21 protein-coding genes are annotated in these 26,320 nt (G+C 41.1%); 6 read left to right on the top strand and 15 right to left on the bottom strand.

Going from position 1 to position 26,320, the window contains the following annotated elements; genetic code table 11:
- Window positions 1–142: 142 nt before the first annotated feature.
- Window positions 143–1,576, top strand: coding sequence for a sodium:solute symporter (locus tag ACO6S2_RS07935; protein ID WP_422361964.1), 1,434 nt, complete (start codon window positions 143–145; stop codon window positions 1,574–1,576).
- Here ACO6S2_RS07935 and ACO6S2_RS07930 read toward each other — a convergent pair.
- Complete coding sequence (locus ACO6S2_RS07930) at window positions 1,571–1,903, bottom strand: MGMT family protein (protein ID WP_422361963.1); 333 nt, start codon at window positions 1,901–1,903, stop codon at window positions 1,571–1,573. The genes ACO6S2_RS07935 and ACO6S2_RS07930 overlap by 6 nt on opposite strands.
- A 123-nt stretch (window positions 1,904–2,026) precedes the next feature.
- A complete protein-coding gene (mltG, locus tag ACO6S2_RS07925) occupies window positions 2,027–3,064 on the bottom strand; it encodes an endolytic transglycosylase MltG (RefSeq protein ID WP_422361962.1) in 1,038 nt (345 codons plus the stop codon).
- 138 nt (window positions 3,065–3,202) lie between these two features.
- Here mltG and ACO6S2_RS07920 point away from each other — a divergent pair, with 138 nt between their 5' ends.
- The 3 genes from ACO6S2_RS07920 to ACO6S2_RS07910 all read left to right on the top strand — a co-directional run bounded on the left by ACO6S2_RS07920 (window position 3,203) and on the right by ACO6S2_RS07910 (window position 7,087).
- A complete protein-coding gene (locus ACO6S2_RS07920; protein WP_422361961.1) occupies window positions 3,203–3,829 on the top strand; it encodes an L-threonylcarbamoyladenylate synthase in 627 nt (208 codons plus the stop codon).
- Window positions 3,826–4,431 carry a WbqC family protein gene (locus tag ACO6S2_RS07915; RefSeq protein ID WP_422361960.1) on the top strand — a complete coding sequence of 202 codons (606 nt, stop codon included), beginning with the start codon at window positions 3,826–3,828 and terminating at the stop codon, window positions 4,429–4,431. Before ACO6S2_RS07920 ends, ACO6S2_RS07915 begins: the two co-directional genes overlap by 4 nt.
- A gap of 94 nt (window positions 4,432–4,525) precedes the next feature.
- Window positions 4,526–7,087: an ATP-dependent Clp protease ATP-binding subunit gene (locus ACO6S2_RS07910; protein ID WP_422361959.1), complete on the top strand. Its 2,562-nt coding sequence runs from the start codon at window positions 4,526–4,528 to the stop codon at window positions 7,085–7,087.
- A 238-nt stretch (window positions 7,088–7,325) separates the two neighbouring features.
- On the opposite strand, the gene ACO6S2_RS07905 is transcribed toward ACO6S2_RS07910, so the two are convergent.
- From ACO6S2_RS07905 to ACO6S2_RS07885, 5 genes are all read right to left on the bottom strand, one after another.
- Complete coding sequence (locus tag ACO6S2_RS07905) at window positions 7,326–7,955, bottom strand: porin family protein (RefSeq protein WP_422361958.1); 630 nt, start codon at window positions 7,953–7,955, stop codon at window positions 7,326–7,328.
- A gap of 77 nt (window positions 7,956–8,032) precedes the next feature.
- Complete coding sequence (locus ACO6S2_RS07900; RefSeq protein WP_422361957.1) at window positions 8,033–10,099, bottom strand: VWA domain-containing protein; 2,067 nt, start codon at window positions 10,097–10,099, stop codon at window positions 8,033–8,035.
- Window positions 10,100–10,334: 235 nt separating this feature from the next.
- Window positions 10,335–11,081: a 3-oxoacyl-[acyl-carrier-protein] reductase gene (gene fabG / locus ACO6S2_RS07895; RefSeq protein WP_422361956.1), complete on the bottom strand. Its 747-nt coding sequence runs from the start codon at window positions 11,079–11,081 to the stop codon at window positions 10,335–10,337.
- 171 nt (window positions 11,082–11,252) lie between these two features.
- Window positions 11,253–11,801, bottom strand: coding sequence for a carboxymuconolactone decarboxylase family protein (locus ACO6S2_RS07890; RefSeq protein WP_422361955.1), 549 nt, complete (start codon window positions 11,799–11,801; stop codon window positions 11,253–11,255).
- Window positions 11,802–11,876: 75 nt separating this feature from the next.
- Window positions 11,877–12,740, bottom strand: coding sequence for a helix-turn-helix domain-containing protein (locus ACO6S2_RS07885; protein ID WP_422361954.1), 864 nt, complete (start codon window positions 12,738–12,740; stop codon window positions 11,877–11,879).
- A gap of 186 nt (window positions 12,741–12,926) precedes the next feature.
- Between ACO6S2_RS07885 and ACO6S2_RS07880 the strand changes: the two genes are divergently transcribed.
- Window positions 12,927–13,250 (top strand): hypothetical protein, encoded by a 324-nt coding sequence (locus ACO6S2_RS07880; protein WP_422361953.1) that lies wholly within the window; start codon window positions 12,927–12,929, stop codon window positions 13,248–13,250.
- Window positions 13,251–13,331: 81 nt separating this feature from the next.
- Window positions 13,332–14,894 carry a SulP family inorganic anion transporter gene (locus ACO6S2_RS07875; protein ID WP_422361952.1) on the top strand — a complete coding sequence of 521 codons (1,563 nt, stop codon included), beginning with the start codon at window positions 13,332–13,334 and terminating at the stop codon, window positions 14,892–14,894.
- A gap of 54 nt (window positions 14,895–14,948) precedes the next feature.
- Here ACO6S2_RS07875 and ACO6S2_RS07870 read toward each other — a convergent pair whose 3' ends face one another.
- The 8 genes from ACO6S2_RS07870 to ACO6S2_RS07835 all read right to left on the bottom strand — a co-directional run bounded on the left by ACO6S2_RS07870 (window position 14,949) and on the right by ACO6S2_RS07835 (window position 26,309).
- Entirely contained in the window at window positions 14,949–15,473 is a 525-nt protein-coding gene (locus ACO6S2_RS07870) for a DUF4442 domain-containing protein (RefSeq protein ID WP_422361951.1), read from the bottom strand.
- A 10-nt stretch (window positions 15,474–15,483) separates the two neighbouring features.
- Window positions 15,484–15,996: a GTP cyclohydrolase gene (locus tag ACO6S2_RS07865; RefSeq protein ID WP_422361950.1), complete on the bottom strand. Its 513-nt coding sequence runs from the start codon at window positions 15,994–15,996 to the stop codon at window positions 15,484–15,486.
- Between the two features lie 119 nt (window positions 15,997–16,115).
- On the bottom strand, window positions 16,116–17,729 hold the full coding sequence (locus ACO6S2_RS07860; protein WP_422361949.1) for a sodium/sugar symporter: 1,614 nt from the start codon (window positions 17,727–17,729) through the stop codon (window positions 16,116–16,118).
- 1 nt (window position 17,730) lies between these two features.
- Window positions 17,731–18,681, bottom strand: coding sequence for an aldose 1-epimerase (locus tag ACO6S2_RS07855; protein WP_422361948.1), 951 nt, complete (start codon window positions 18,679–18,681; stop codon window positions 17,731–17,733).
- Window positions 18,682–18,954: 273 nt separating this feature from the next.
- Window positions 18,955–20,187, bottom strand: a complete 1,233-nt coding sequence (gene lysA, locus ACO6S2_RS07850) for a diaminopimelate decarboxylase (RefSeq protein WP_422361947.1) — start codon at window positions 20,185–20,187, stop codon at window positions 18,955–18,957.
- A 16-nt stretch (window positions 20,188–20,203) separates the two neighbouring features.
- A complete protein-coding gene (locus ACO6S2_RS07845) occupies window positions 20,204–21,124 on the bottom strand; it encodes a homoserine kinase (protein ID WP_422361946.1) in 921 nt (306 codons plus the stop codon).
- Window positions 21,125–21,221: 97 nt separating this feature from the next.
- Window positions 21,222–24,317: a glycoside hydrolase family 2 TIM barrel-domain containing protein gene (locus tag ACO6S2_RS07840; RefSeq protein ID WP_422361945.1), complete on the bottom strand. Its 3,096-nt coding sequence runs from the start codon at window positions 24,315–24,317 to the stop codon at window positions 21,222–21,224.
- A gap of 6 nt (window positions 24,318–24,323) precedes the next feature.
- Complete coding sequence (locus ACO6S2_RS07835; RefSeq protein WP_422361944.1) at window positions 24,324–26,309, bottom strand: MGH1-like glycoside hydrolase domain-containing protein; 1,986 nt, start codon at window positions 26,307–26,309, stop codon at window positions 24,324–24,326.
- Window positions 26,310–26,320: the final 11 nt, after the last annotated feature.

Genomic DNA, 26,320 nt, shown 5'->3' with positions numbered 1-26,320 from the left:
TTTCAAACCTTCTTTTTGACTCAATTTGTCAAACCGACTCGCAATTTAAACCATTAAACTGAAGATCGTCTGAAATGCATTGATTACTTCCTATGACAAGAATCAGTATGTTTGCCACATCCAATAATTAATTGAAATCTGTATGAGCCCAATTTTGGTTTTTTCGGTGATTGCCGGATATTTTATTCTACTGATGACCATCGCCCACTTTACTTCAAAAAATTCGGACGCTGAATCATTCTTTACAGCTAATAGACAATCTCCCTGGTATTTGGTTGCCTTTGGAATGATCGGTGCTTCCCTTTCAGGAGTCACTTTCATATCTGTGCCCGGCGAAGTGGGCAATAGTCACTGGGCTTATTTTCAAATGGTGCTCGGGTATCTATTGGGTTATTTTGTAATTGCCACAGTTCTATTGCCATTGTATTACAAAATGAATTTGGTATCCATCTACCAGTATTTAGATTCCAGATTTGGAAAAAATGCTTACAAAACTGGAGCATTCTTCTTCTTGATTTCCAGAGTGATTGGTGCTTCGTTCAGATTGTTCCTGGTAGCCACAGTACTTCAAATTGCCTTTTTTGATACTTTCAATATTCCATTTTCGGTATCGGTATTTGTGACCATTGCCTTGATTTGGCTATATACTTTCAAAGGTGGCATTAAGACGATCGTGTGGACAGACACCTTGCAAACCCTTTTTATGCTGTTGGCTGTCGGGATTAGTATTTCTATTATTGGGAGTCAACTGGATCTTTCTGTTGGCGGATTGATGCAAGTCATCCAATCGAGCGAATTATCTGACACCTTCATTTGGGACGGGCAAGCGCCACGCAATTTTTTCAAACAGTTTTTTGCGGGAGCATTTATTGCTATTGTGATGACAGGTCTCGATCAAGATATGATGCAGAAAAATCTAACCTGTCGATCCTTAGGCGACGCACAGAAGAATGTCTTTTGGTTCAGTATCGTACTGATTTTTGCTAACCTACTTTTCCTTTCATTGGGCGTTTTACTTTATCATTTTGTTGAAGTAAATCAGATAGACCTCACAAATACCACAGATGCCTTGTTTCCCTATTTGGCTATGAATCATTTCGGAGTTTTTGGGGGAATTGTTTTTTTACTCGGTGTTACCGCTGCGGCATATTCAAGTGCCGATTCGGCACTCACGGCTCTGACCACATCTTTTTACATCGATTTCCTTGGCAAAGACCCAAGCAAAAGTGATAGCAAAAACCGAATGCTCGTGCATTTTGGCTTTTCAGTTCTCATTTTTATTGTTATTCTGATCTTTCAGGCAATTAATGACGATAGTGTAATCAATTCAGTTTTTAGAGTGGCAGGATACACTTATGGCCCCTTACTCGGCTTGTATGCATTTGGACTATTTACGAAAAAGTCTCTTTCCGACAAATGGATTCCATTAATCTGTATCGCCTCTCCAATTCTGACATATATTATCAACGAAAATTCAGAAGCCTTACTTGGCGGTTACAAATTCGGATTTGAATTGCTTTTATTGAATGGGTTATTAACGTTCTTGGGACTGGTGGCTTTGATTAAAAAATCATAACTCCAGCTCAATCGCTGGATCCCAGAAGTGCTCCTTGAAGTTTTGAATTTTGTCCTTAACTATAGCCAAACCTTCGGCTTCCAATTTTTCTTGCATCATCGTTGGGGTAGCGAAATGCATCTTTCCTGTAAGAAGACCTTGTGCGTTCACCACACGATGAGCTGGCACATCAGACTGTCCATGAGCAGCATTCATTGCCCAGCCGACCATTCTGGCGCTCAAGCCAGAGCCCAAGTATTTTCCAATGGCACCATAGTTAGTTACTCTTCCCTCGGGAATGAGTTTTACTACTTCATAGACATCTTTAAAAAAGGAATGTTCTTTCATAATAAATAGAAATAAACAGCAATTTCTGTCATTTCGAACGACAGAGAAAAATCTTATCATTCTGCAATGTGCTAACGATATTTCTCCGCTGCACTACGAAATGACAAAAAAACAAAATACTATCTACTTATAAATCCCTGCCCTATTCATTGCACGCTGAAACTTCTCTGCATTTCGATTATGATCAATTAGGTTGGTAGCAAAATTATGATAGCCTGAAAAATCCTCTTTGGCACAGAAGTACAGATACTTATGATCCTTCGCATTCAATACGGCATCAATAGAAGTTATGCTCGGCATGTTGATTGGCCCTGGAGGCAATCCCTGATACTTATAAGTATTATATGGTGAATCTATTTTCTTATGCTTATTGAGTACCCGCTTGATGGTGAAATCCTGAGCGGCAAAAACCAACGTTGGGTCAGCTTGCAATGGGTAACCTCTTTTTATTCTATTCAAATAGACTCCTGCCACAACCGGTCGTTCGTCTGACTTTATAGTTTCGGCTTGCACGATGGCCGCCAAGGCAGATACTTCCTTTGGAGTCAACCCCAACTCTTCCGCTTTATTCAATCGTTCTGCATTCCAGAATTTATCATATTCACTTTTTAATCTTTTCAGTAAATCCTGGGGCTTGGTATTCCACCACATTTTATAAGTATTGGGAATAAACATCCCAATAAAAGTCAAACTGTCGAATCCCAGGGATTGCTGAACGGAATCATTTAAGATGAGTGAAGCAAACTGCTCTTCAGTCATCTCAAGGTTTCTTGTAATTTTTTCTGGAAGGTCAGCCAGTAAGCGTGCATTATTGAAAGTGACGTTAACTTCAGTCTGATCACCAGAACGAAGCATTCTTATCACTTGCACATTGGTCATGCCTGGTTCAATGAGATACAATCCCGGTTTTACCAACTTATCGTAGTCCATCATTTTAGACAGAAAACTAAATGACACCAAATCATTTAGATATCTACCGTCGTACAATTGATTCTGAACATCTTTGAATGTTGATCCCGTGCGGATCATGAGTGGTTTTGGATCTTGCTCCACCAAAAAATTGGGTGAATAGATCATCTGCCAGAAGTAAAATCCAAAAGAGGAAAGCATCATGGAAAAAGCCACGATTGCCGAACCCATTACTATTTTCTTTTTATCCATTGGCGGCAAAAGTAATTGAAGCTGATTTAAGAGCCAAGTACCTAGAACCAACACCCAAAACCGAAGGTCGAGTTATAATTTACAAGGCCAAATCTATCATTCCGTTTCTCACAAATGTTGTAATTTTAAACCGCAATCATGGAGACAGCTTTTATAAAACTTTACGAGGAAAATCCAGATCCTCAAAAAATTGACACTATTGTAAAAACACTGGAAAATGGAGGGGTAATTATATATCCTACGGATACCGTTTATGGCATGGGTTGCAGTATTTTTAATACCAAGGCTATTGAAAAAATCAAACGTCTAAAACAGATCAAAGGGAAAACTAACTTCTCCTTCATCTGTTATGATTTGAGCCATATTTCAGAATACACCAAATCCTTGCCTAATCCAGTATTCAAACTGATGAAAAAAGCGTTACCGGGCCCATTTACATTTATTCTGAATGCAAGCAACAAAGTCCCCAAGCTGCTGAATGCCTCTAAAAAAACCGTTGGTATCAGAGTGCCTGACAATAACATACCCAGAGAGATAGTAAACAGACTCGGCAACCCCATAATTACGACTTCCATCCACGATGACGATGAGGTACTAGAATATTCTACTGATCCCGAACTGATCTATGAAAAATATGACGGCCTTGTGGATATCGTCATTGATGGCGGCTATGGAGAGGTTGTAGCCAGTACTGTGGTAGATTGCACCGCTGACGAACCTGGATTAGTAAGAGAAGGGCTGGGCGATTTGAGTGAGTTTCTATGAGCACATTAATAGAGAGCCAATACTTTCCCTGCCTCGAATATTTCAGTTTGATCAAGAATCGAAAGGAAATTTGGATCGAAACGAAAGAGCACTTCGTCAAGCAGACGTATAGAAATCGTTGTTACATTTTGGATGCCAACAGAGTTCTACCTTTAGCCATTCCAATGATTGGTGGCAACAAAAAAATACCCATGGATGAAATCAAAATCGACTATGGTCAAAAATGGCTCAACAATCACTGGCGAGCTATTATTTCTGCCTACAACAAATCGCCGTTTTTTGAATATTATGAGCCATATTTCCACAATATTTTGTTCAAAAAACACGAGACACTTTTGGCACTCAACAATGAAGTGCTGACATTCTGTCTCAAAGTCCTCAATATTGACACCGAGATAAAATACACATCCACCTATAAAAAAGGCCCATTCGACGAAATGGAGGACGTTCGTTCGCTCATCCACCCAAAATCAGATTATATTTGTCGGAAGTATTTCACCCCCATCCCGTATCAACAATTGTTTGGTAGCAAATTTGCTGCTAACCTAAGTATTCTGGATTTGCTCAGTTGTGTTGGGCCGGATTCGAACAAATACTTATAATTTCTAAAGTCAGGAAACGATTCGTTTAATTATTTCGTTTTTGGATTAGATTTTAGGATATTAAAATTTATTTTTACTACACACAAAGTAGCATATGGAGGCAAAGTTTTCAAATAGGGTAAAGGAAGTCATTTCGTTGAGTAGAGAAGAGGCGTTAAGGCTAGGTCATGATTATATCGGAACTGAGCATTTGATATTGGGTATGATCCGAGAAGGTGAAGGCGTAGCAGTAAGTCTTTTGAAGAAATTAGGTGTGTCGCTAGATGAGCTAAGAGCTTCTATAGAAAAAGCTACCAAAGGTTCTGCCACAAACAACGTAAAGAACCTCGCCAACATTCCGTTGACCCGACAATCTGAAAAAGTTTTAAAAATCACTTATCTCGAAGCAAAAATCTTTAAGAGCCATTTGATTGGTACCGAACATTTGTTGCTTTCCATATTAAGAGATGAAGATAATATCGGCACTCAGATTTTAGACAAATTTGATGTAGCCTACGATGTAGTGAAAGAACTACTAGAATATCAAACTGAGCATCCAATGGGCTCGTCGGACACTGACGAACCAGATGAAGATTCTTCGAGACTCTTTGGGTCTGGTAGCGGCGCAGGCGGCGGATCTTCATCAAGCAAGGAATCAGCCAAAGGCGGTGATAAGTCAAGAACGCCAGTACTTGACAACTTTGGCCGTGATTTGACCAAAATGGCTGAAGAGGATGCTTTGGATCCTATCGTTGGTCGTGACAAAGAAATTGAGCGTGTGGCTCAGGTCCTCAGTAGAAGAAAGAAAAACAACCCGATTTTGATTGGTGAACCGGGTGTAGGTAAAACTGCTATTGCAGAAGGCCTTGCACTTCGCATCATTCAGAAAAAGGTATCTCGTGTCTTGTTTGGCAAAAGAGTGGTAACACTTGATTTAGCCTCTCTGGTAGCGGGAACAAAATACAGAGGACAATTCGAAGAAAGAATGAAGGCTGTCATGAATGAGATTGAAAAATCTCCAGAAGTGATTCTTTTCATTGACGAATTGCACACCATTGTTGGGGCAGGTGGAGCTTCTGGTTCTTTAGATGCCTCAAATATGTTCAAGCCGGCGCTAGCCCGAGGAGAAATCCAATGCATCGGAGCAACTACGCTGGACGAATACAGACAGTATATAGAAAAAGACGGTGCCTTGGCTCGAAGATTTCAGATCGTGATGGTAGATGCTACTACACCTGACGAGACAAAGCAAATCCTGAACAATATCAAAGACAAGTACGAAAGTCATCACAATGTGAACTACACTGAAGAGGCGATTGATGCTTGTGTGAATTTATCTGATCGCTACATCAGCGATAGATTCTTGCCGGACAAGGCTATCGACGTGATGGATGAAGCTGGTTCAAGGGTTCACATCAACAACATTTATGTGCCTGACGAAATTGTAAGCCTGGAAGAGTCTATCGAAGACATCAAGGTGCAAAAGAACCAGGTAGTGAAAAGCCAGAAATACGAAGAGGCAGCGCAGCTTCGTGACAAAGAGAAGAAACTCATCGAGCAGTTGGAATTGGCTAAAGCCAAATGGGAAGAAGAGACTAAATCTCAGCGATTCACTGTAAACGAAGAAAATGTAGCTGAAGTAATCGCTATGATGACTGGTGTGCCAGCCAAACGTGTCGCTCAAAAAGAGAGCAACAAGTTGCTAGGTATGAAAGGTGATTTGAAGAAGAAGATCATCGGACAAGACGAAGTCATCGAAAAATTAGCGAAAGCGATTCAGAGAACTCGCGTAGGTTTGAAAGATCCAAAGAAGCCCATCGGTTCCTTCGTATTCTTGGGCCCTACCGGAGTAGGTAAAACTGAATTGGCGAAAGTACTTTCTCAATACCTGTTCGACAAGGACGACGCACTCGTGAGAATCGACATGAGTGAATATATGGAGAAATTCTCTGTGTCCAGACTTGTAGGAGCACCTCCGGGATACGTAGGATACGAAGAAGGCGGTCAGTTGACTGAGAAGGTGAGAAGAAAACCTTATAGCGTTGTGCTTTTGGATGAGATCGAGAAGGCTCACCCAGATGTATTCAATATCTTGCTTCAAGTGCTTGATGATGGTATCTTGACTGACGGCTTGGGTAGAAAGGTCGATTTCAGAAATACAATCATTATCATGACTTCGAATATCGGCGTACGGGATCTGAAAGATTTCGGTGCGGGTATCGGATTCATGAACAAGTCTAAGAAGGACAATCTGGATGATGTGATGAAGTCAACCATTCAGAGTGCTTTGAAGAAGACTTTCAGTCCGGAATTCTTAAACAGGTTGGATGATGTGATCACTTTCAATTCTTTGGAAAGAGAGCACATCCACAAGATCATCGACATCACTTTGGATAGTTTGCTCGAAAGAATCATCGATTTGGGTTACAACATCGAATTAACAGAAAAAGCCAAGGACTTCTTGTCTGAAAAAGGCTATGACTCTCAATACGGTGCCAGACCACTGAATCGAGCGATTCAGAAGTATTTGGAAGATCCGATCGCTGAAGAAATTCTGAAAGGCGAAGTATCTGAAGGAGAAACGCTGGTAGCCGATCACAAAGCCAAAGCTGAAGTATTGACGATCTCAGTAAAGAAGAAAAAAGCCTCTAAGAAAGAGAAGAAAGAAGAGGAATAAAAATCTTCACATACATTCAAAAAAATAGCTCAGGGTTTAAGCCCTGAGCTATTTTTTTTCGCTTATATAATTTCACTCCCAATACTTATCGGGACCGAACTGACAATAAAACGAAAATTATAATTCTTTGTCATTTCGAACGATCCGACTGGCAGGGAGGTGAAGTGAAAAATCTTATTGAACTTCTTAGCCTAAGCGACCATGCGAGTCACGCATCACATATGCGCCATTATGGCTATTAATTAAATGTATAACCTAAGGAAAGTTGAATTGTCCGATTTAAAAACTTAGAAGAGTCACCATTTGTAGGGTTTCCATTAAGGTCAGTTAACCCCACAGTTTCAACAACGGATGTAAGACCATGTATATACCTGAGACCTAAATCTATTTTATCATTCAATAAAACTTTAAATCCTAATAAGAGTCCAATGTCCAAATTATTATCCCAAATATCACTGACATCTATTGTTTCTGAGTCAAACTTTGATTTTGCGGACATAAGATATCCAAATTCTGTTCCTCCTTCAATCAACAATTTCTCATGAAATTTATAACCTATTATCAAAGGCAAATTAAGGTAATTTAAATGCATTGTACCATCACCAGAGGGTGTTCCTCCTGCTAATCCAGCAAATTTAAAACCCTTATTTGAAAACATGAGTCCCGGACTAAACAAAAACTTATTAGATAATTGTATTGAACTGCTTATACCAAAATGAAAACCGAATCGGAACATGTTATCATTATCAGAGTCACTACTCACGTTGTTTACATAGTTAGCTCCACCTTTTATACCAAAACTAATTTGAGGGTAAGCTTTGAAGCTAATTAAAACTAGCAACATCAAAAATAGAGTGTGTTTTCTCATTTTCATTTAATTAGAATACTAACGAACAGCATGCGAATATATTCATTACTCTTTATACAAACGCATCCTTATCAAAACTAATACCCCCCATTATACTTCCTCACAAACCACTCGATTGACACTAACGTGAGCAGCACAAACAAAATCCATTTCAAATGGATAACAGGAAAAATATCTTCCTGTGAGTGGATAATGCCTTTGAGTTGAAAGTTGTCGATATCTGCGAGAGGAGACTGTGTGTCTGCGTAGAACTTACCTTCGGTGTTGTAGGCCAGCTGGCGGAGTAGGCTGAAGTCTGCGACTTGATCCAATTCTTCAAGCTGGAGTTCTTTTACAGAGAATTTTCCATACACCGTTTCCGGTTTGCCGTTGAGCGTGACTTTCGCTTGATAATTGTAGAGGCCTGGCTCGAAATTGGAAGCCTCTAGTCTGGAGTAAGCTGAGCTCGGTGTGAAGTTGTATTCTTTACTGAAACCGTCGGCATTGGATACGATCACTTGTACTTGTTCACCATATACACGCTCATAAATCTGATTGTAAATCTCAGCGTGGAATTTTACCGTCTGGTTTTCGAAGTAAGTATTGCTCTCTGGGTAAAATTTGAATTTTCGCTTATCCACCTTGGTACTGAGGTATTGAATCGTCTTGAGGAAAAGGTCATCGAATGTCGCAGATTCGTCGGTAGTAGCAAACTCCTGCATACGCCATTTCCAAATACCATCGGCCAACAGGTAAGCAGATTTCTGCGCATTTTGCTCGACGAGGTATAGTAGCGGTTTGTCGGTCTGGATACTTCCTACCCTTTGATACATCAAGATTTCCGCATGAGCTGGTAGGGTAGCCTCACCATAAGGTACGCTCACCGGAGGAAAGCTGCTGAAGTTTTCTCGGGCTTCTTCCGCCAGCGAAAACAAATTGAAGTCATCATTTAATGCCCCAAATACCATATCCCTTTTAGCTCCTCTCTGACGAAAAGTGAAATACTCTTCCGTTCTGCTCGCCATTAGGATATTAGACCTCCCTCCAAAAATAAGTAAAGCAGGTACACCCTGTTCTCTTTGCTTTTGAACTGCCTCGTTGGACTTTTTATATCGGCTATAGGCTTGATGTGAAATTACTAGATCGTATTTATCCTCTTTCAACTCATTGACTCCCGGAATGTAAGTGGTCAATTCATAGTTTTGATTTTTTTCTACTACGGCCGCCAAAGCTTTGATGTCAGGATGTGGCGTAGGTGCTACCAATAAGATCTTTTGTTTACCATCTACTACATCCACAAAAATCCTTCTGAAGTTGTTGGAGGTCACGGACTCCCCTTCTAATACTTTCAATCGGAGGTCGAGCTGCTGCATGCCGTTTTCTCCAGCTTCTATCTCCAGCTCGACTCTAGTGAGTCCTTCAGCACTGTTCAGCTTAACGTTTTCAGCAGCCAAAACTTTTCCATTGCCTCGCACTTCTAACCTTACCTCCTTGCCGGCAAATCCATGATTGACCACCTCGGCTACGACAGGAAACTTATTGCCTTGATAGGCCAGCTTGTTGTACAGCACATTTTGCAAGACCAAGTCTTGCTTTTGCAGCGTATCTCCCACGCCCACTGCATAAACAGGGTAATTGTATGGAAAAAAAGCTGGAGAAGTGCCCTGATTGTATTTACCGTCAGAAATTAGATAAACGCCACCTAGGTTTTTCCCCTCATAGTTTGACTGTAGGTCTCTCAGCCAACTATCCAGGTTTGTTATTTTTTGATCAAATTGAATTTGATTGAAGTCTTGCCTTTTACCATCCAACGTATGAACAAAAACCTCATAATTCTTGGACTCCAATTTTTGCTTAAGCTGACCAGCATCTGCCAGAAGTTGGCGCTGCTGAATGGAGTCCAGTCCTTGAATCATAGAAGTAGAATTGTCGACAGCAATAACAAATGATGGTTGCTCCACCTCATTCACCATTTGGTTGAGCAGCGGGTTGAGCAACAAGATCAACAAAACAAAAATGAGTAGAAACCTTAGTCCATTGAGTAACCAGTTCGTCCAATTGTTCCAAGGTGCTTTTTTGGTGTAAACCAAATAGGAAATTCCCACTGCCAATAGCAAGCAAAGTGGCACGTACCAAATGGATTGTTCAAAGGTTAATTCTGGCAATTGATTTTCTTATGATGAAAAGTGATTCTACGAAAAAATGAAGATAATGATTGGGTACGGAAAAGAAAAGGGGGTGAACACCTTATATCTAACACTTTCATCTCATAAGTAATTATACCGTCATCGCGAGGATACAAAGCGATCTTAAAATCGGTTTAACAATTAATGCCGAGATTGCTTCACTCCGTTCGCAATGACGAAACACTTATGAGATGATCAAATAGGTTTCAGTTTTTTACGTCAACATCGCACCATCCACCTGGATCACTTGTCCAGAGATGTAAGTCGACTGGTCAGAACCAAGAAATACACAACAGTCTGCAACTTCTTCTGGCTGTCCTCCACGTTTCATTGGGATAGCGTCTCTCCAACCTTGTACGGTTTTCTCATCCAACGCATCGGTCATATCCGTTTCGATAAACCCTGGTGCTACGGCATTACATCGAATGTTTCTAGAGCCTAATTCTAAGGCCACTGACTTTGTGAAGCCGATGATACCTGCCTTAGAAGCTGCATAGTTGGCCTGTCCAGCATTTCCTTTCACTCCCACTACAGAAGTGATATTGATGATAGAACCCGATTTTTGCTTCATAAAAGTTCTTGTAGCAGCTTTCACCGTATTGAAACATGATCTCAAGTTGATATTGATCACATCATCCCACATCTCTACGGTCATTCTCATCAAAAGATTATCCTTGGTGATACCCGCATTGTTAACCAAAATATCCAGGCTTCCGAAGTCAGCTACTACATTGTTAATCAATTCTTCGGCAGCAGCGAAATCAGAGGCATCAGAACGGTACCCTTTGGCTTGCACACCTTGTGTTTCCAATTCCTTTACCAGGGCTTCCCCTTTTTCTACACTAGACAAATAAGTGAAAGCTACGTTAGCGCCTTGTTCGGCATATTTCATCGCGATGGCACGGCCGATACCTTTTGAAGCACCTGTCACCAAAGCTGTTTTTCCTTGTAATAAACCCATGTTTGATTTGATTTGTATCTCGTTAGATTTTCTTAAAGCCTCAAAAGTAATCGCTTTCGCTAAATGTGCCTTATGGAGTGAAGAAATATTGGAAATCAACCCTCAACGAGAAACAAAAAACCCCACGAGCTAATGCCCATGGGGTTACTTACTACTCAACTCACCTTATTTTTATAATACCGCTTCTTCCAACTCTGGTGCTGCAGGGAAATCAACAGGAATCTGTGTAGACCCATACAAGAAATTGCTAATCGTCTTGTCTCCAATAAGAAGCACTGTATCCACTAAATTCTCTTTGGTATATCCTGCCGCAAAGAAGGCGTCAATGACCGACTGCTCTGGCTTGCTTCTATTCACCACAGCACTCTTTACATATTTGGCCAAAGCGTCTAGTTTCGAATCAAAAGAAGCTTCTCCTGTTCTAATTTCCAGAATTTCCTCATCAGTAAATCCGTTCATTTTTCCGATGGCCGTATGTGCTGCTTTGCAGTAGTTACAGTTGTTTACCTCACTCACTACCAGATTCACCACTTCTTTTTCTTTTCCAGACAATGATGTTTTTCTTCCTGACAAAGCCAAATAATCGGCCAACGCATTTTCTGAATGTGTGTAGGTAGCGTAAAGGTTTGGCACAAATCCTACCTGGCTTTTCAGGTTGTCAAAAATTGCTTGATTGTTTGCTGATACTTCTTCTCTTGACGGTACGTTAAAGCTTTCCATTTTTTGTTTGTTTATGATTTAAAATTTTAATTTCTAATCATATTAACTGGATTGCCTCTCACAGGTAGTTGGTGATTATTCCTGAATGATTGTCGATTTTTCCCGATGTTCATTTCTAAACTCAACCGGAGTCAAGTTTGTGCATTTTTTAAACAACTTATTGAACGAAGACACATTCTCAAATCCAAGATCAAAGGCAATCTCTTTGGCTGTTTTATTGGTTTTCAACAATTGCCGCCTTGCCTCTATGGCCACTCTTTCATGAATCACTTGCAAAGGTGATTTACTCCCGTGTTGTTTAAATACATTAGATAAGGTCTTCGGAGATTTAAACATCAAATCTGCATAATCAGCCACTTGCTTCAATGTTTTGTAATGCTCGTCTACCAATACATTGAACTTCCTAATGGACTCTGAGGCATCGTTGGCCAAAGAAACACCCAGGGTCTGCGCTCGAGCCAGACGTGTGCATTTGATGATCAACCTTTTTAGCAACATTTGAAGCATTTCTCCCTGAATGTTGTCTTTGTTCTGAAATTCATCTTCAAATACATGCAACAACGACTGCAGACTATCTCTCTCCTTTTCGTCAAATTTCAAAATCGGCAGATCTCTTGCCCCCATAAATAATAATCCGTTGCAAGAGACTTCATGATCGTGATCCTTGATGCAATAGAATTCACGATTGAAAGATATCACCGTGAGTGCAGGCAATGGTCTTTGGAATTTGACCATGTGCATATAAGTGACCGTTGTAATTTCATTGGGACCTAGCGTAATAGCCGAGCCATCCACATCAAAAATCACTGGATTGTTTCCTTGATTCCAGATGATATGAATTAATCCCTTTTGGATACTCGCGTCTTCGACAATGAGCCCAACATTATCGGTCATTCGAAGCAGGGCATTGAGCTGATGGTCTTTATAATCGAAATACATCTTTGTTGTTTTCTTCTAAAACACTTCTTTTCAGAATTGGTTCTTTGTTTTATTATTTCTTCGAATTTCACATCACCACCACTTGTAGAGATGTCAAGTCAAATGAAACATTTTGTTTGTATATCAGTAAAAAAAGCAAGATTTTAGCGGTTGGCTCCAAAAAGTCAGCTATTAGAAAAAGTAAAAATGTATAGAAAGAAATTTACGGATACCGCGATCAACTCGCTGATCATTGTCATGATGATCTCGTTCGTGATTTCTGATGTTTTTCCTGATTATTCCTTAGAGCAGCAAACCGTAAACATGGAAGAAGCCGATTTAGATGGTGAAGAATCCAGTGAAGAGAAAAAGGAGAATTCCGAACAAAAGGAAAAATTCCAACAAGACATTTCTCATGCACATGGTTTATTGTTTGAGTCGCAAGACAGTAGAAGTCAATTATCTAATGACCTTTTACTTCAAGAACTTTGCTTACCTGTAATCACTCCCCCTCCTGACCAATTGGCTTAAGACTGTAATAGTCCACGCTCAACCTTAAACTTTAAGTCAATTGTTCAATCAGACTCAAAAGAGTCTATTCATATATGCATCATGAAGAATTCAGATAATCAAGGATTTTTTAGTCACTTAGGTAGTGACCTTCCGGCCAGTTTGGTCGTGTTTTTAGTAGCCGTTCCGCTCTGTTTAGGAATTGCGTTGGCGTCTGGAGCGCCATTATTTTCGGGAATTATCGCCGGTATTGTAGGAGGTACCGTAGTTGCCCTTATCAGTAAATCCCAATTGGGAGTAAGTGGGCCAGCAGCTGGTCTGGCGGTAATCGTTCTTACAGCGATTGGTGACATGGGAAGTTTCGAGAATTTTTTGGCAGCAGTTGTAATCGCCGGAATTATCCAAATTTTACTTGGTGTGTTCAAAACAGGAGTATTTGCTTATTACTTCCCCTCATCCGTCATCAAAGGAATGTTATCAGGTATTGGGGTCATTATTACTCTTAAGCAAATCCCTCATGCCTTCGGATACGATGAAGACCCGGAAGGAGACTTAGGGTTTATTCAAGCTGATGGACACAACACTTTTTCTGAACTATTTTATGCGTTAGAAAATATTACTCCTGGTGCTTTAGTCATTAGTATGGTGGGTCTTGCTATCCTTATTCTTTGGGAGCAACCATTTATGAAGAAGATGAGCTTTACCAGGATTGTAAACGGACCTCTTCTAGCAGTAGCTGTTGGTATTTTACTCAACGTATTATTCGAAGGCAATGAGTTTTTGGCTCTTCACGGCGGCAAACACGTGGTAAATATCCCAGTGAGCAATAGCCTACAAGACTTTTTCGGCAAATTTACAAGTCCGAATTTTGCCATGCTAGCAAATGCAAAGACCTATACGGTAGCACTGACCATTGCGATTGTAGCCAGTATCGAATCACTTTTAAGTGTGGAAGCTACAGACAAGATGGATCCCGAAAGAAGAATCACTCCTACTAATCGAGAATTGATTGCGCAGGGTGTAGGTAATGCCGTATCTGGCTTAATTGGTGGTTTACCAGTAACTCAAGTAATCATCAGAAGTTCTGCTAACATTCAATCAGGTGGAAAAACTCGAGCTTCAGCCTTTTTTCATGGCGTCATGTTATTGGTTTGTGTAATGGCTATACCACAAGTCCTAAATCTTATTCCATTGGCCAGTTTAGCTGCTGTGCTTCTTGTGGTAGGCTACAAATTGGTTAGACCATCTATCTTCAAAGCGATGTACAAGACAGGACATGCACAGTTCTATTCTTACATAGCTACCATTCTAGCCATTGTGTTCACTAATCTTTTGACTGGTATTGGAATAGGATTGGTAGTAGCAGTGGTGTTCATCCTTTGGAATAACTTCAAAACGCCATATCACTTCGATCCAAACGAAATCAAAGAAGGTGAGCCAATCAAAATCGAACTTTCTGAGGACGTAAGTTTCTTAAACAAAGCAGGTTTTATTAAAACCTTTGGTTTGCTTCCTGAGAATTCTCATGTGATTATTGACGCTACCCGAACAAAAGACATTCACTGGGATGTAATGGAAGTGATTGATGACTTTAAAATCAATGCCAAATCTAAAGGTATCAATTTAGAATTGGTTGGATTTAATGACGATCAATTGATTGATTAAAGTTACATTTTAGGTTATTGAAAATGCCCCATTGGTTGAACCATGGGGCATTTTTTATGCCTTGCCAGCCAATTGCTTGGCCTTCCTCTTTTCTTTGTAGTGCGCTTTGGTAGCGATGTACAGTACTTTCTCTACTTCAGCATAAACTTTCCCTTCAGCATCCACCAAATCTACTTTGAGTACATAATCCTTTTCATTTAGCTCTTCAATTTCAGTTTTAATCTGTGAAACAAACTCCTTCGTTATTAAGAACTCTGCAAACAAGGTAGTGTTGCCCGGCCTTCTGAATCGTATGGAGGCGCTCTTATCCCAAACTACATATTCCTTTCCCAAAATATTGATCAGCTGCACCATGTATATACCATCTGCACAGCTGTACATAGACCCACCATATATGGTGCCCACATAGTTTTTGGTTTTGTAGTTCAGGGGTAATTTGATTTTAGCATAGTGAAAATCATCTCTGGCTTTGATCATTCGTGCACCCGTCCTCCGGAAACCTGGAAATAGGTTAAAACCCAATTTAAACACTCTGCCTCTCCCTAATATATCACCAAGTATGTAAAGTAGTTTTTCCATTTTTACAAAATCAAAGTTCGATGTTTTTGGTTCCTGAAATGGTAATCCCGTGTGCTTCTAAAGTCTCTATCTTATTCGGGTTATTTGTCAACATGGTTATAGACTTTATGCCAATGTCCTTCAATATTTTTACAGCAGCAGAAAAATCTCTGTTGTCTCTTTTGAACCCAGCGGCCTCATAGGCCTCAGCCTGCTGCACTCCCTGTCTTTTATATTTAACACTATTCAATAAAGCAAAGTGACCATTACCCTTGCCTTCTTGATCCAATAAAATTATAACTCCCTTTCCAGCTTTGAAGATCAGTTGCTGAGAAATATCCATTTGCTCTTGACAGTCACATTCTACACTGTTGAAATAGTGACCAAATATGCAAGAGGAATGCACTCTGCAGAGCACATCTTCTGAACCTGACAATTCTCCCATCATTAACACTACTGATTCCTTTTGCCCGTCGTAATAGAGCGATTCAGTGAACTCTCCATACTTTGTTCTGAGTGAGCCTTCGGCCAATTTTACTATCATAATTCGAATTTAATGTAAGGAACATACGAGCTGCTAATTAAAAAGATGGCTAATATAAATGCAAAAAGCCTCTCAGAGTTTAGTCCGAGAGGCTTTCACTAAGTCAAACAAAATTTCTTTTACCAGAACATGGCGTATAGCACAGCTGTAATAATACAAATTGCGAAAGCTGCAATATTGAATGTTGGACTTGTTTTAAACAGTCCCTTATGCAAGTCAATACCTTTAGGATCATCCGCTCCTCCAGTAGTGATCTGACTGATGATGGCAATCACAATCATAGTACCTATAGCAGTCAGTCCCATTTGGTTCATAAAAGGCATGCCGGGTACAAATTTGAAAGCAATCGCAATCGGAACGGAAAGAATCGCACCCCAAATCGCAGCCTGATTGGTCGTCTTCTTCCAGAATAGGCCTAATAAGAATACTGCCAAAATACCCGGACTAACAATACCTGTATATTCCTGAATGAACTGGAAAGCCTGATCAATTCCTCCTAGAAGCGGCGCCATGATGCAAGCCACCACCAAAGCCGCACCTGCGGTCAATCTACCTGTAGAAACCAACTGCTTCTCAGAAGCGTTTTTGTTGATGTACTGTTTGTAGATATCCATCGTGAAGATGGTAGAAGTAGAGTTCAACATAGATGCCAGAGAAGATACCACGGCCGCAGTCAATGCCGCAAACGCCACACCTTTCAGCCCTGCGGGTAACAACTGCAATAACCAAGGGTAAGCCTTGTCCGAGGCTCCAGCACCCGGGAGGTTCATTTGACCTGCCTCGCCCAGTCTGGCCAAGATCTCAGGATCATTCACCATGACATATGCTGCAATACCAGGAATGACCACAATAAAAGGGATGATCAACTTTAAACCAGCTGCCAAAGCAATACCCTTTTGAGATTCTTCAAGTGACTTGGCCGCCAAAGTTCTTTGGATGATGTACTGATTGAAACCCCAGTAATAGATATTGGCTACCCACATACCCCCAACAAGTACCCAGATGCCAGGTAAGTTTTTATATTCAGGGTTAGACTTATCTAAAATCATATGGAAACTATCAGGAGCTGCTGACATCAGATGGCTGAACCCTGCCATCACACCAGCGCCGTCTGAAACCACGTCTAACGCCAGATAGGTAGTTACTAATCCACCAAGCACTAAGAATACTACCTGAATCACATCGGTCCATGCCACCGCAGACAATCCTCCATATAGAGAATAAGCTGCAGCAAAAAGTCCTAAACCTATCACACCGTACATCATAGGAATACCCATGATGGTCTCTAGTGCCAATGACCCCAGATATAACACAGAACTCAAGTTCACAAACACGTACAACGCTATCCAGAAGACAGCTAATATGGTTTTGAGGTTGGTACTGAATCTTTTTTCAACAAATTCCGGAATGGTATAGAGTCCCTTTTCAATGAATATGGGCAGAAAATACTTCCCTACAATAATCAAAGTAATCGCAGCCATCCACTCATAAGAAGCAATAGCCAATCCCAGGGCGAATCCTGATCCGGACATTCCGATAAACTGCTCAGCAGAAATATTCGCGGCAATTAGCGAAGCACCAATGGCCCACCACGGAAGTGACTTACCTGCCAGAAAATAATCTTCGGCATTTTTTTCATGTCCTTTCTTATCTCGTGATACAAAAAGACCGACACCCAGAATGACCGCACAATAGGCAGCAAAAATGATGAAATCTAAGGTTGAAAAATTCATATTAGTTATTTAGTAGTTCGTATTTGATGCCAAACGACATTGACACCACTTGTTTTGGTTCTAGTTTAATCAACCCCTCGCCTGTATTGAAGGCATTGGGCATACATGTCACCGGTTCTATCGCAATCGTTTTGCGACTTGCTGGTGTGTATATTTGAAAGTATTTGTATTCTTTTTCAGCACTATGTTGCCAGATTTCAATGGCAAGGCCAGCGTTTTCATCTTTTAAATGAATTGAAAAGTCTCCATCGTCATTCACCTGAAAGCAATCATCTAAAGTGTTTCCATCGATTGTTCTCGATTCTTCGAAACCGTGATGACCGTTGAGTGTGTTACCAAAATTTGAGCTCATTCTTTTTGCTGACCCCATTTTCATTTGAACGGCATTTAAATCCTCGAACTTAAAATAAGGATGCCAGCCATCACCTATAGGAATGAGAGTGTTGGACATATTCTCAATTTCAGTATGGATTGAAACATCTCTAGTACTGAATGTATAAGTCACTTTTAACGAGTAGGTGAAAGGGTAGCCTTTCTCTTCCCCTTTGTAGTCGTAACCCAACTTCAAAACAGCATGAGATTCGCTCTCTTCCTCATCCAGTATCTCGAACGGTTGATTATGCAATAAGGCGTGCAAGTTATTGTTAGCTCCTACTTCCGTAATTGGTAACTGATAAGTCTCTCCTTCAAATTCATAAACTCCATCTGGAATTCTGTTTGGAAATGGTGAAAGTTTTGAGCCTTTGAAGGAAGTATTATGGTAATTGTTGATCTCATCTTCTGAACGATAGCCATCGATGACCGATACCAACTGATTATTTATATCTCTGACCTGTAAATCATTGAGTCCTGCACCAAAATCGGTGAGTACCTCCAAATATTCGCCAGTCAAATCATTAATCAATTGCACAGTATTATACTTTCCTAATTGATGTTTTAGAATTTTAAACACAACGCAATATTTGCCTATTCACCCCGGCAATGGGATTAGATATATTTCAAATTGGGGGGAGATTTATTTCAATCGTTCTGGGGGGACGGCTAAACTCACTAAAATCGAGCTTATTTCAAAATTCGAGTCAAAATTTTGATAGCCATCCGTCTAAAATTAACAATATATCAACCCCTGTCCTACCGGACTAATTGGCAATATACAGGAATATTTTATTAAACGTATATTTTACATTTAATAAAATACTTGACAAAACACGTGTTTAGGAACCGTTTAATCAATTACTATTTGATTCCGAATCAAATCTTCATAGTTGTCACGCTTACGTACTAAATGTGCTGCACCATCTACCACAAATACTTCCGCTGGCCTGAACCTTGAATTGTAATTTGAAGCCATGCTATAGCCGTAGGCCCCTGCACTTTTTAGGATGATATGGTCGCCCTCACTGGTTTCGGGTAGCATGCGGTCTACTGCAAAATTGTCGATCTCGCAGATATTCCCTACCACCGTATACTTCTGCTGTTCTCCATCTGGATTTGAGGCATTTACAATTTCGTGATAGGCGCCATACATCATTGGCCGAATGAGCTGATTAAAACCACTATCCACACCAACAAATTCCGTCCCTCCATTTCGCTTTCGAACTACACAAGTAGTGATCAACGAACCGGCATTGCCCACCAAAAATCTTCCCGGTTCAAACCAAAGTTGTAATCGTCGACCATACTTTTCACAGAAGGAAGAAAACTCCACATCTAATTGTTTGCCTAGCTCTACTACATCAATCACCTCATTACCATCACCTACATCCACTTTGATGCCTCCACCGAAATCTATGAAGTCCAGTTTTTTGAATTGCATGGCAATGTCGAAAACTGCCTTGGCACCATTGATGAAAATTTCAGGACTCATGATCACCGAACTGGAATGGATATGAATCCCGTCAATGTGCATATTGAATTTAGATTCTAGAGCCTTTACATTTTCTATTTGATCTAGCGAAATACCAAACTTAGACTGCTTGTGCCACCAGTCAACTTTGTCCGTGTTGGATTGGGCAGCGATTTGCGGATTGAGTCGGATGCAGACTGGGACACTGCCACCATACTTCCTTCCAAATTTCTCTAAGTTGGAAAGGTTCTCAATATTGATTTTTACGCCGAGATCGACTGCCTCCTCTATTTCAGAAAAATCAACACAGTTCGGTGTAAAAACGATATCCTCAGGTTGATAGCCTACAGTAAGCCCCATTTGAATTTCTGACAAAGACACCGTATCCAAGCCTGTGCCTTGCTTGAGTAAATATTTCATCACACTCATATTGGTGAGCGCCTTGCAGGCATACTTAACCTTCAAGTCTACGCTACTAAAGCCTTGACGAAATCGATCCAAATGTTCTTTGATCACCTCGGCATCATAGACATAAAGTGGCGTACCAAACCTTTCAGCTAATTCTTTTACAGCAATACTCTGAATATTATAAGCGTTATTTTCCAGTTTCATAGCAGTTTTTAATTGGTCATGTGACCATTTTTAAAATTTCTTTTTCATTTGATCGCATCCATTGTGTGCGATGCATGAGCTCTAGAACTCGTTCGTATTGTGTCTGATTGGGCACATTAATCAACTCATTTCTTAAGTGCCAACTCAGCATACCGTGACTTCCCCACTGCATGTAGACAGGCAGCGCTTTCCATTCTCCATCTGTCATCTCACGCTGACTATTGTAGGCTTCTAAGAATGATCGAAGTAACGCTGGCTGCAATTCGTTGTTGACAAAACAAAAGCCATTGATCGTCATGCCCACGTCGAACATAAGTTGATCACTGCAAGCTTCTTCGAAGTCTATAATTGCGATCAAATCCTCACCATCATAAATTGTATTGTTCGGAAAAATGTCCCCGTGTACCAATCCTATCGGAAGGGTAGAGTCTAATTGACTGGTCAAATAATCTGTTTGTTCCTTAAAGTATCCAAAGACTTCTGGCATGGAATTCTTGCACTGGATGAAGTCTCTGATCAGAACGTGACAGTTATCGATATGAACAGCATTTTTCTTTTGTAATCCTTTAGTCAGAGAAATTTGACTCAGCTTACCTACTTCAGTACCAATTTGGAAAGCAACCTTCTCCGTCAATTCAGGTTCCTCTCCTTCCTTGAATTCATAAAGCATCACAAAGTGTTCTTCTGACTTTTGAATACACTTTCCATCAGCAGCGGCTATAGGAAAAGCAGTTTTAATTCCAGCCTCCTTCAAAGCACGCATCAGTCGCACTTCGTATTCCAGCAGGTGCAATGGTTGCTGTTTGCAGACGCGATACAGTACCGAGCCTTGCTCTGTGATTACTTTTAGGTTTTCGTTGGCGTAGCCCTGGGTGAGAGACTCTACTCCAATTACTTTTCCTAAGTTATATTTTGATATTAGTTGTTTGTCGATCATTCTATACTATCTAGTTTCAAATCCCCCTAGCCCCCTTTGCCTAAGGGGAAATTGTTAGTAACCTTTGCTGGTCTTGTCACCAACAAGTTGATTAATTTCATAATCCGACTGGGATCAAAGTAAACCCATAACTATACTTTTTAACAGGAATTGTATATTCTTTGTGAACCAATCTACCCCAACTGGTATCCCCTCCTACACCCATTTGTAAATGGTCGATATTCCAAGTCACCAGCGGTTTTTTCTTGATATCGGTTGTGTGTCTGTTTGGACTCGGTCTTGGTGTATGGTCAATATCTGCTAATTCCAGATTCATCGCTCGTACATTGAGTAAAGAATCCCCTACTACTTTTAGCCCGAATCCGTCAGCATTCATTAAGCTCGCCCAACGAACAGAAGACTTGTTGCCAAACTCTTGGGGTCTGACATAAGGATGATACTGATCCCAAACCTTACCGTTATACCTATCTATTTTAGCGCCCGTATTTTTATCCCAATAAGTCTCTTGAGGCCCTTTCCCAAACCAAGTCATTTCATCAAACTCAGGCTCCAATACCATTTTCATTCCGAACCTTGGCAAGTTGGGTAAGTCACCTTCGGGCTCAAAGCTATTCTTGACATGAATGCTACCATCAGCTCGAATGGTATAGGTTGTTGTGTATTTGGATTCGTTAGCACCTGGCAGTATAAAATCGGCTTGTATGACTACTTCATTGGCCTCCGATATCACGACTTCCAGTTTTTCATTTATTTGATTCTTACCTGCATAGTGCCAAAGAGCATTTCTCGCAGGCATACCATTCCCAAGATCATTGTCCACTGGTGCACGCCAAAAGTCAGGTTCCAGGCCTGATATTATCATCTCTTTGTCATTAATATTCCAACTGGTCATTTGTCCGCTGGTCTTTGAAAACGAGACTTCAAAATCGGAATTTCGTACGATAAGGCTTGATTCATTGTCAATCAGTCCAAGTGACTTTAGACTCGCAGTTTTAGCATCTTCAATTGAGTTACTAGCCGGAATAACAAACTGATCCCAAGCCACCTCATGCTCTTCAGGCACGAGCTCAGTAGCTGTTTTTGTTTTTGCAGAAATGGTGAGTATGGATTCTTTTTTGGAGATTTGAAATTTGAAGTTTGAGATTTGAAATTTGGAGTTGTTATGAGGCTGTACATCCAAAGTCGGTAAATTCCCTTCGGCTATCAAGCCCTCATCATTCTTGAGCTCCCAGCTAAAATCGAACTGTTTTAGGTTCGTGAAATCGTATTTGTTGTGAACGCTAAACCTACCATTAGCTAGATCATCAGCTTCGATTTTTATGTTTTGATACACTTTTTTAACCTCCCAAATGTGTGGGTTGATTTCTCGGTTGGCTTGTACCAATCCATTAATGCAGAAGTTAGAATCACTTTTCACGGGAGCATGTGGATAGTCACCGCCATAAGCAAAATACTCCTCTCCTTCGTCTGAAGTTTCTAATAACCCCTGATCTACCCAATCCCAGATAAACCCGCCTTGCAGTTCATCATACTTCTCAATTGCATCCCAATAGTCTTGTAGATTGCCTACGCTGTTGCCCATGGCATGGGCGTATTCACAAAGAATAAGCGGTTTGTCTGTATGCTTTTCGGCGTACTCCACGATTCGCTCTATCGAATGATACATAGGTGCTTGAATATCAGAATAATCAGTATTTTGTCCCATTTCGTATTGTACCGGTCTACTCTGGTCTTGTGCTTTGAGCCAATCGTAAGTAGCTTCAAAATTTACACCATAGCCTGCCTCATTACCCAACGACCAGGTGACTATGCTGGTAAAATTTTTATCGCGTTCATACATTCTTTGCACACGATCCAAATGAGCTTTTTGCCAGGAAGGTTGATTCGCTAAGGTAACTTCAGGGTCGCTAATGTCTAGTCCATGAGATTCGATATTGGCCTCATCCACAACATAAAGTCCATACTCATCGCACAACTCATACCACCGTGTCGCGTTCGGATAATGGCTCGCTCGCACAGCGTTGATATTGAATTGCTTCATGAGCTCAATGTCTTTGATCATGGACGCTTCATTCACGACATGACCTTTGATTGGATCGTGTTCATGGCGATTAACTCCTTTGATCATCACGGTCTGACCATTGATTTTGAAATTGCCGTCTTTGATTTCAGCAGTTCGGAACCCAATTTTTTGTGAATAGGCTTCTACAATTGCTCCCAGGCTATCTTTTAGTTCTAGTGTTAGGGTGTAGAGATTGGGAGTTTCTGCTGTCCATTTTTTGGGATTCAAGATTTGAGATTCAAGACTCAATGTTTGGCTTTCTTGATTTGAGATTTGAGATTTGAGATTTGCAATTATCTGATCCTCATCTAGTAATTTGACTTCTAGTGAGCCTAAACCACCAACGATTTCGGTCTCAATTTCCAATGTTCCGTCTTTATAATTCTCATCCAGCCCTGCCAGCACCGTATGATCTGCAATATGAAACTTTGGGCGAGCATAGATTAGAACTGAACGATCGATTCCACTTAGGCGCCACATGTCCTGGTCTTCCAAATAACTACCATCGCTCCAGCGATACACTTCTATAGCTACCAAGTTTTCGCCTGACTGCACATATGATGTGATATCAAATTCGGCTGGCAATTTAGACCCTTGGCTATAGCCAACCTGCTGCCCATTCACCCATAGATAGAAGGCTGATCTCACCGCTCCGAATTGAATGATAACGTCGTTTCCATTCCACGAAAGTGGCAAATCGAAGGTCTTACGGTAAGAACCAACCGGATTGTAATCATTGGGGATGTGAGGCGGATTGGCCGGAAATGGATAATCAACGTCCAGGTAATGAGGCACGCCATACCCCAGACGCTCCCAATTACCCGGCACGTCGATCAAATTCCATTCACTATCACTAAACGTTAACTTATAAAAGTCTTTAGGTCGATCCGCAGGCTTTCGTACCCAACTGAACTTCCACTTACCATCCAGAGACAAGTACCTCTCTGATGCTGCTCTGTCTCTTCTTATAGCCAACTCCAGCGATTCGTATGGAAAATAATCCGACCGTGCTGGTAATTTGTTGATCTCTGTGATCGACTCGTCTTCCCAATCATGGGGTATGTTTGGAGCAGTGCAACCCAAGGCCAACACACAGGCTAGCCAACCTAATTTTTTTATTCCTTTCTTCATTTTTGATTATTCTCTGATCAACATCAATAGGTGTGCAGCGGACCAACTAAAATGTTTGGCATTGAGTCCTTCGCCCGTGATGGGGTGATAATTTTCACGAATAGGGCCATTAGTCAACAAACCCTCCGCGTTGTTAAACAATTTCTCTTTTAACTCATTGGCTTCAGCCTGAAAACCATATTTTTCCAAACCACGAATGGCGAAATACACTTGATCCAACCACACCGGCCCACGCCAGTAGCCATTCTTCGGATTGAATTTTGGATGTGAGGCATCTAAAGTTGGTAGTGGTACTTTGGTGTTGAACCTAGCCTTGTCCATGATCTGCTTTACTACTGCTGCCGCTTGTTGCTTAGTGGCTATTCCCGCCCAAAGCGGAATCCACCCTTCGGGTCCAAATACCTCAATGACTTTTCCGTCGAGCATCACATCGAAGAAAAATCCAGTCTCTTCCTCGTAATAATTCGTCCTAATCAAACCCACCAATTGTTTAGCCTCTTCCTCGTATTGTTGAGCATCAGAAGAAAGATCAAGCACACGAGCCAACTGAGTCAGATATAGCTTCTCGGCATACAAGTAGGCATTGAGATCCACGGACTCTTGATCGAGAGAAAAGCCTCCGCCGTCATTCGTTAGCATGGTAGCCTCATCGAAGCGCACGGCATTGTCCATGCCGCTTTCCCAAGCCGCCGCTACCCTGGTTCCGTCGGTAGAGCCGTATTCGCACAGACCATTTTTGTTGTGATCGCGAAAATTGTACCACCACTGGTGATATTTCTTGAGTTTAGGATAGAGCTTCTTAACAAACAAGGTGTCGCTGGTGACTTCAAACACTTTCGCGATGGCCCACCCAGATAATGGTGGCTTGGTGTCACGCCAATTGTGCTTTTCAATCAAGGTATCCCTAAAGATGCAGTCCGCAATCATGCCGTCAATATCCTGATAATCGTACATGGTTAGGATTTGATCTTTGGCTAATTGTGGTACGATATCGGCAAGACCAACAGCGTGCTTCCATGAGTCCCAAGCCCAAAAACCATGAAACCCTCCATATGCGTATGAAGGAAAAAGTCCATCATGCTTGAGCTCACCCGCGGCACTGCGCCAGTTGTTGATCAGGGTATTGAGAGATTTTACGGCTAGGGTTTGATAACTGGAATCTATCTTTCCTCCATTTGCCTTTGTGAGTGTTCTGCTCAAATAGTCATTCCATCGTTTTTGATTATTGACGAAAGCCCATTTGGAATTGGACAAGGCCTTGGCTACCGTTGACTGATCTTTTACTCTCTCCTCTTCATTGAAATATGCAGACTGAACGTAACTGATTTTGACAGGAAAACTCGGATTAAGATCAAATTCTTGTTGCTGACCTACAAATGAATTGGAAACCACAGAACCGTCCGCCGGCTGATCGAAGGTAAGCCATAGTTTAGTTTTACTACTATCTGATTGAAGAAGTACTTGACTGTCCTCAACGCTGAACTGCCAATCAGGAAGCCAGGTGGAAGCTGTCAAATGAGCAGTTACTTTTGGCTGTTTAGCCTTACTTTCGATTTTGTATTCTACCAAGGTCGAACGATTGGAAATGAAGATCAGCTCTTGCTGGATTCTCAATTCCTCCAATTCATAAGTTTGCAACAATTTCCCGGGAAGGTATTCACTCCTGACCATTTTGGCGGAAGCCAAATCTAAGACCCGCTCGCCAAGGGAAAGTTGTAAAGTAACCAGCTGATTGGATGCCCAAAGCCCATTATCATCCGTCATTAAAAATGGACCAACAAAGCCTCCGGAAGGTTTGGGGCTTAGCGAGTAGCTGTGCCAAGCACCTAGGTCCGAAAAACTATAAACTGATCGGTCCTTTGCATTGGCTGGAGCACCAGAAAGATCGAGTGTGTTAGGAAAATTGGATTGGAGATTGATTCCATCCGTATCTACCTGATTACCACACGCAACCAAACACAATCCTATAAAAATTATCCAAAATCTATTCATAACTACTTGGG

The sequence above is a fragment of the Reichenbachiella sp. genome (assembly GCF_965233835.1).
In the GTDB taxonomy this organism is placed as follows: domain Bacteria; phylum Bacteroidota; class Bacteroidia; order Cytophagales; family Cyclobacteriaceae; genus Reichenbachiella.
This window is presented reverse-complemented; position numbering and strand designations above follow the sequence as displayed.

Excerpts from the sequence above, each read along its gene's own strand:
- ACO6S2_RS07920 (WP_422361961.1), top strand. The coding sequence starts at position 3,203 with ATGGAGACAGCTTTTATAAAACTTTACGAGGAAAATCCAGATCCTCAA.
- ACO6S2_RS07835 (WP_422361944.1), bottom strand. The coding sequence starts at position 26,309 with ATGAATAGATTTTGGATAATTTTTATAGGATTGTGTTTGGTTGCGTGT.
- ACO6S2_RS07860 (WP_422361949.1), bottom strand. The coding sequence starts at position 17,729 with ATGAATTTTTCAACCTTAGATTTCATCATTTTTGCTGCCTATTGTGCG.
- fabG (WP_422361956.1), bottom strand. The coding sequence starts at position 11,081 with ATGGGTTTATTACAAGGAAAAACAGCTTTGGTGACAGGTGCTTCAAAA.
- ACO6S2_RS07845 (WP_422361946.1), bottom strand. The coding sequence starts at position 21,124 with ATGATCGACAAACAACTAATATCAAAATATAACTTAGGAAAAGTAATT.
- ACO6S2_RS07915 (WP_422361960.1), top strand. The coding sequence starts at position 3,826 with ATGAGCACATTAATAGAGAGCCAATACTTTCCCTGCCTCGAATATTTC.
- ACO6S2_RS07890 (WP_422361955.1), bottom strand. The coding sequence starts at position 11,801 with ATGGAAAGCTTTAACGTACCGTCAAGAGAAGAAGTATCAGCAAACAAT.
- ACO6S2_RS07865 (WP_422361950.1), bottom strand. The coding sequence starts at position 15,996 with ATGATAGTAAAATTGGCCGAAGGCTCACTCAGAACAAAGTATGGAGAG.
- lysA (WP_422361947.1), bottom strand. The coding sequence starts at position 20,187 with ATGAAACTGGAAAATAACGCTTATAATATTCAGAGTATTGCTGTAAAA.
- mltG (WP_422361962.1), bottom strand. The coding sequence starts at position 3,064 with ATGGATAAAAAGAAAATAGTAATGGGTTCGGCAATCGTGGCTTTTTCC.
- ACO6S2_RS07880 (WP_422361953.1), top strand. The coding sequence starts at position 12,927 with ATGTATAGAAAGAAATTTACGGATACCGCGATCAACTCGCTGATCATT.
- ACO6S2_RS07875 (WP_422361952.1), top strand. The coding sequence starts at position 13,332 with ATGAAGAATTCAGATAATCAAGGATTTTTTAGTCACTTAGGTAGTGAC.
- ACO6S2_RS07905 (WP_422361958.1), bottom strand. The coding sequence starts at position 7,955 with ATGAGAAAACACACTCTATTTTTGATGTTGCTAGTTTTAATTAGCTTC.
- ACO6S2_RS07840 (WP_422361945.1), bottom strand. The coding sequence starts at position 24,317 with ATGAAGAAAGGAATAAAAAAATTAGGTTGGCTAGCCTGTGTGTTGGCC.
- ACO6S2_RS07885 (WP_422361954.1), bottom strand. The coding sequence starts at position 12,740 with ATGTATTTCGATTATAAAGACCATCAGCTCAATGCCCTGCTTCGAATG.
- ACO6S2_RS07870 (WP_422361951.1), bottom strand. The coding sequence starts at position 15,473 with ATGGAAAAACTACTTTACATACTTGGTGATATATTAGGGAGAGGCAGA.
- ACO6S2_RS07930 (WP_422361963.1), bottom strand. The coding sequence starts at position 1,903 with ATGAAAGAACATTCCTTTTTTAAAGATGTCTATGAAGTAGTAAAACTC.
- ACO6S2_RS07910 (WP_422361959.1), top strand. The coding sequence starts at position 4,526 with ATGGAGGCAAAGTTTTCAAATAGGGTAAAGGAAGTCATTTCGTTGAGT.
- ACO6S2_RS07935 (WP_422361964.1), top strand. The coding sequence starts at position 143 with ATGAGCCCAATTTTGGTTTTTTCGGTGATTGCCGGATATTTTATTCTA.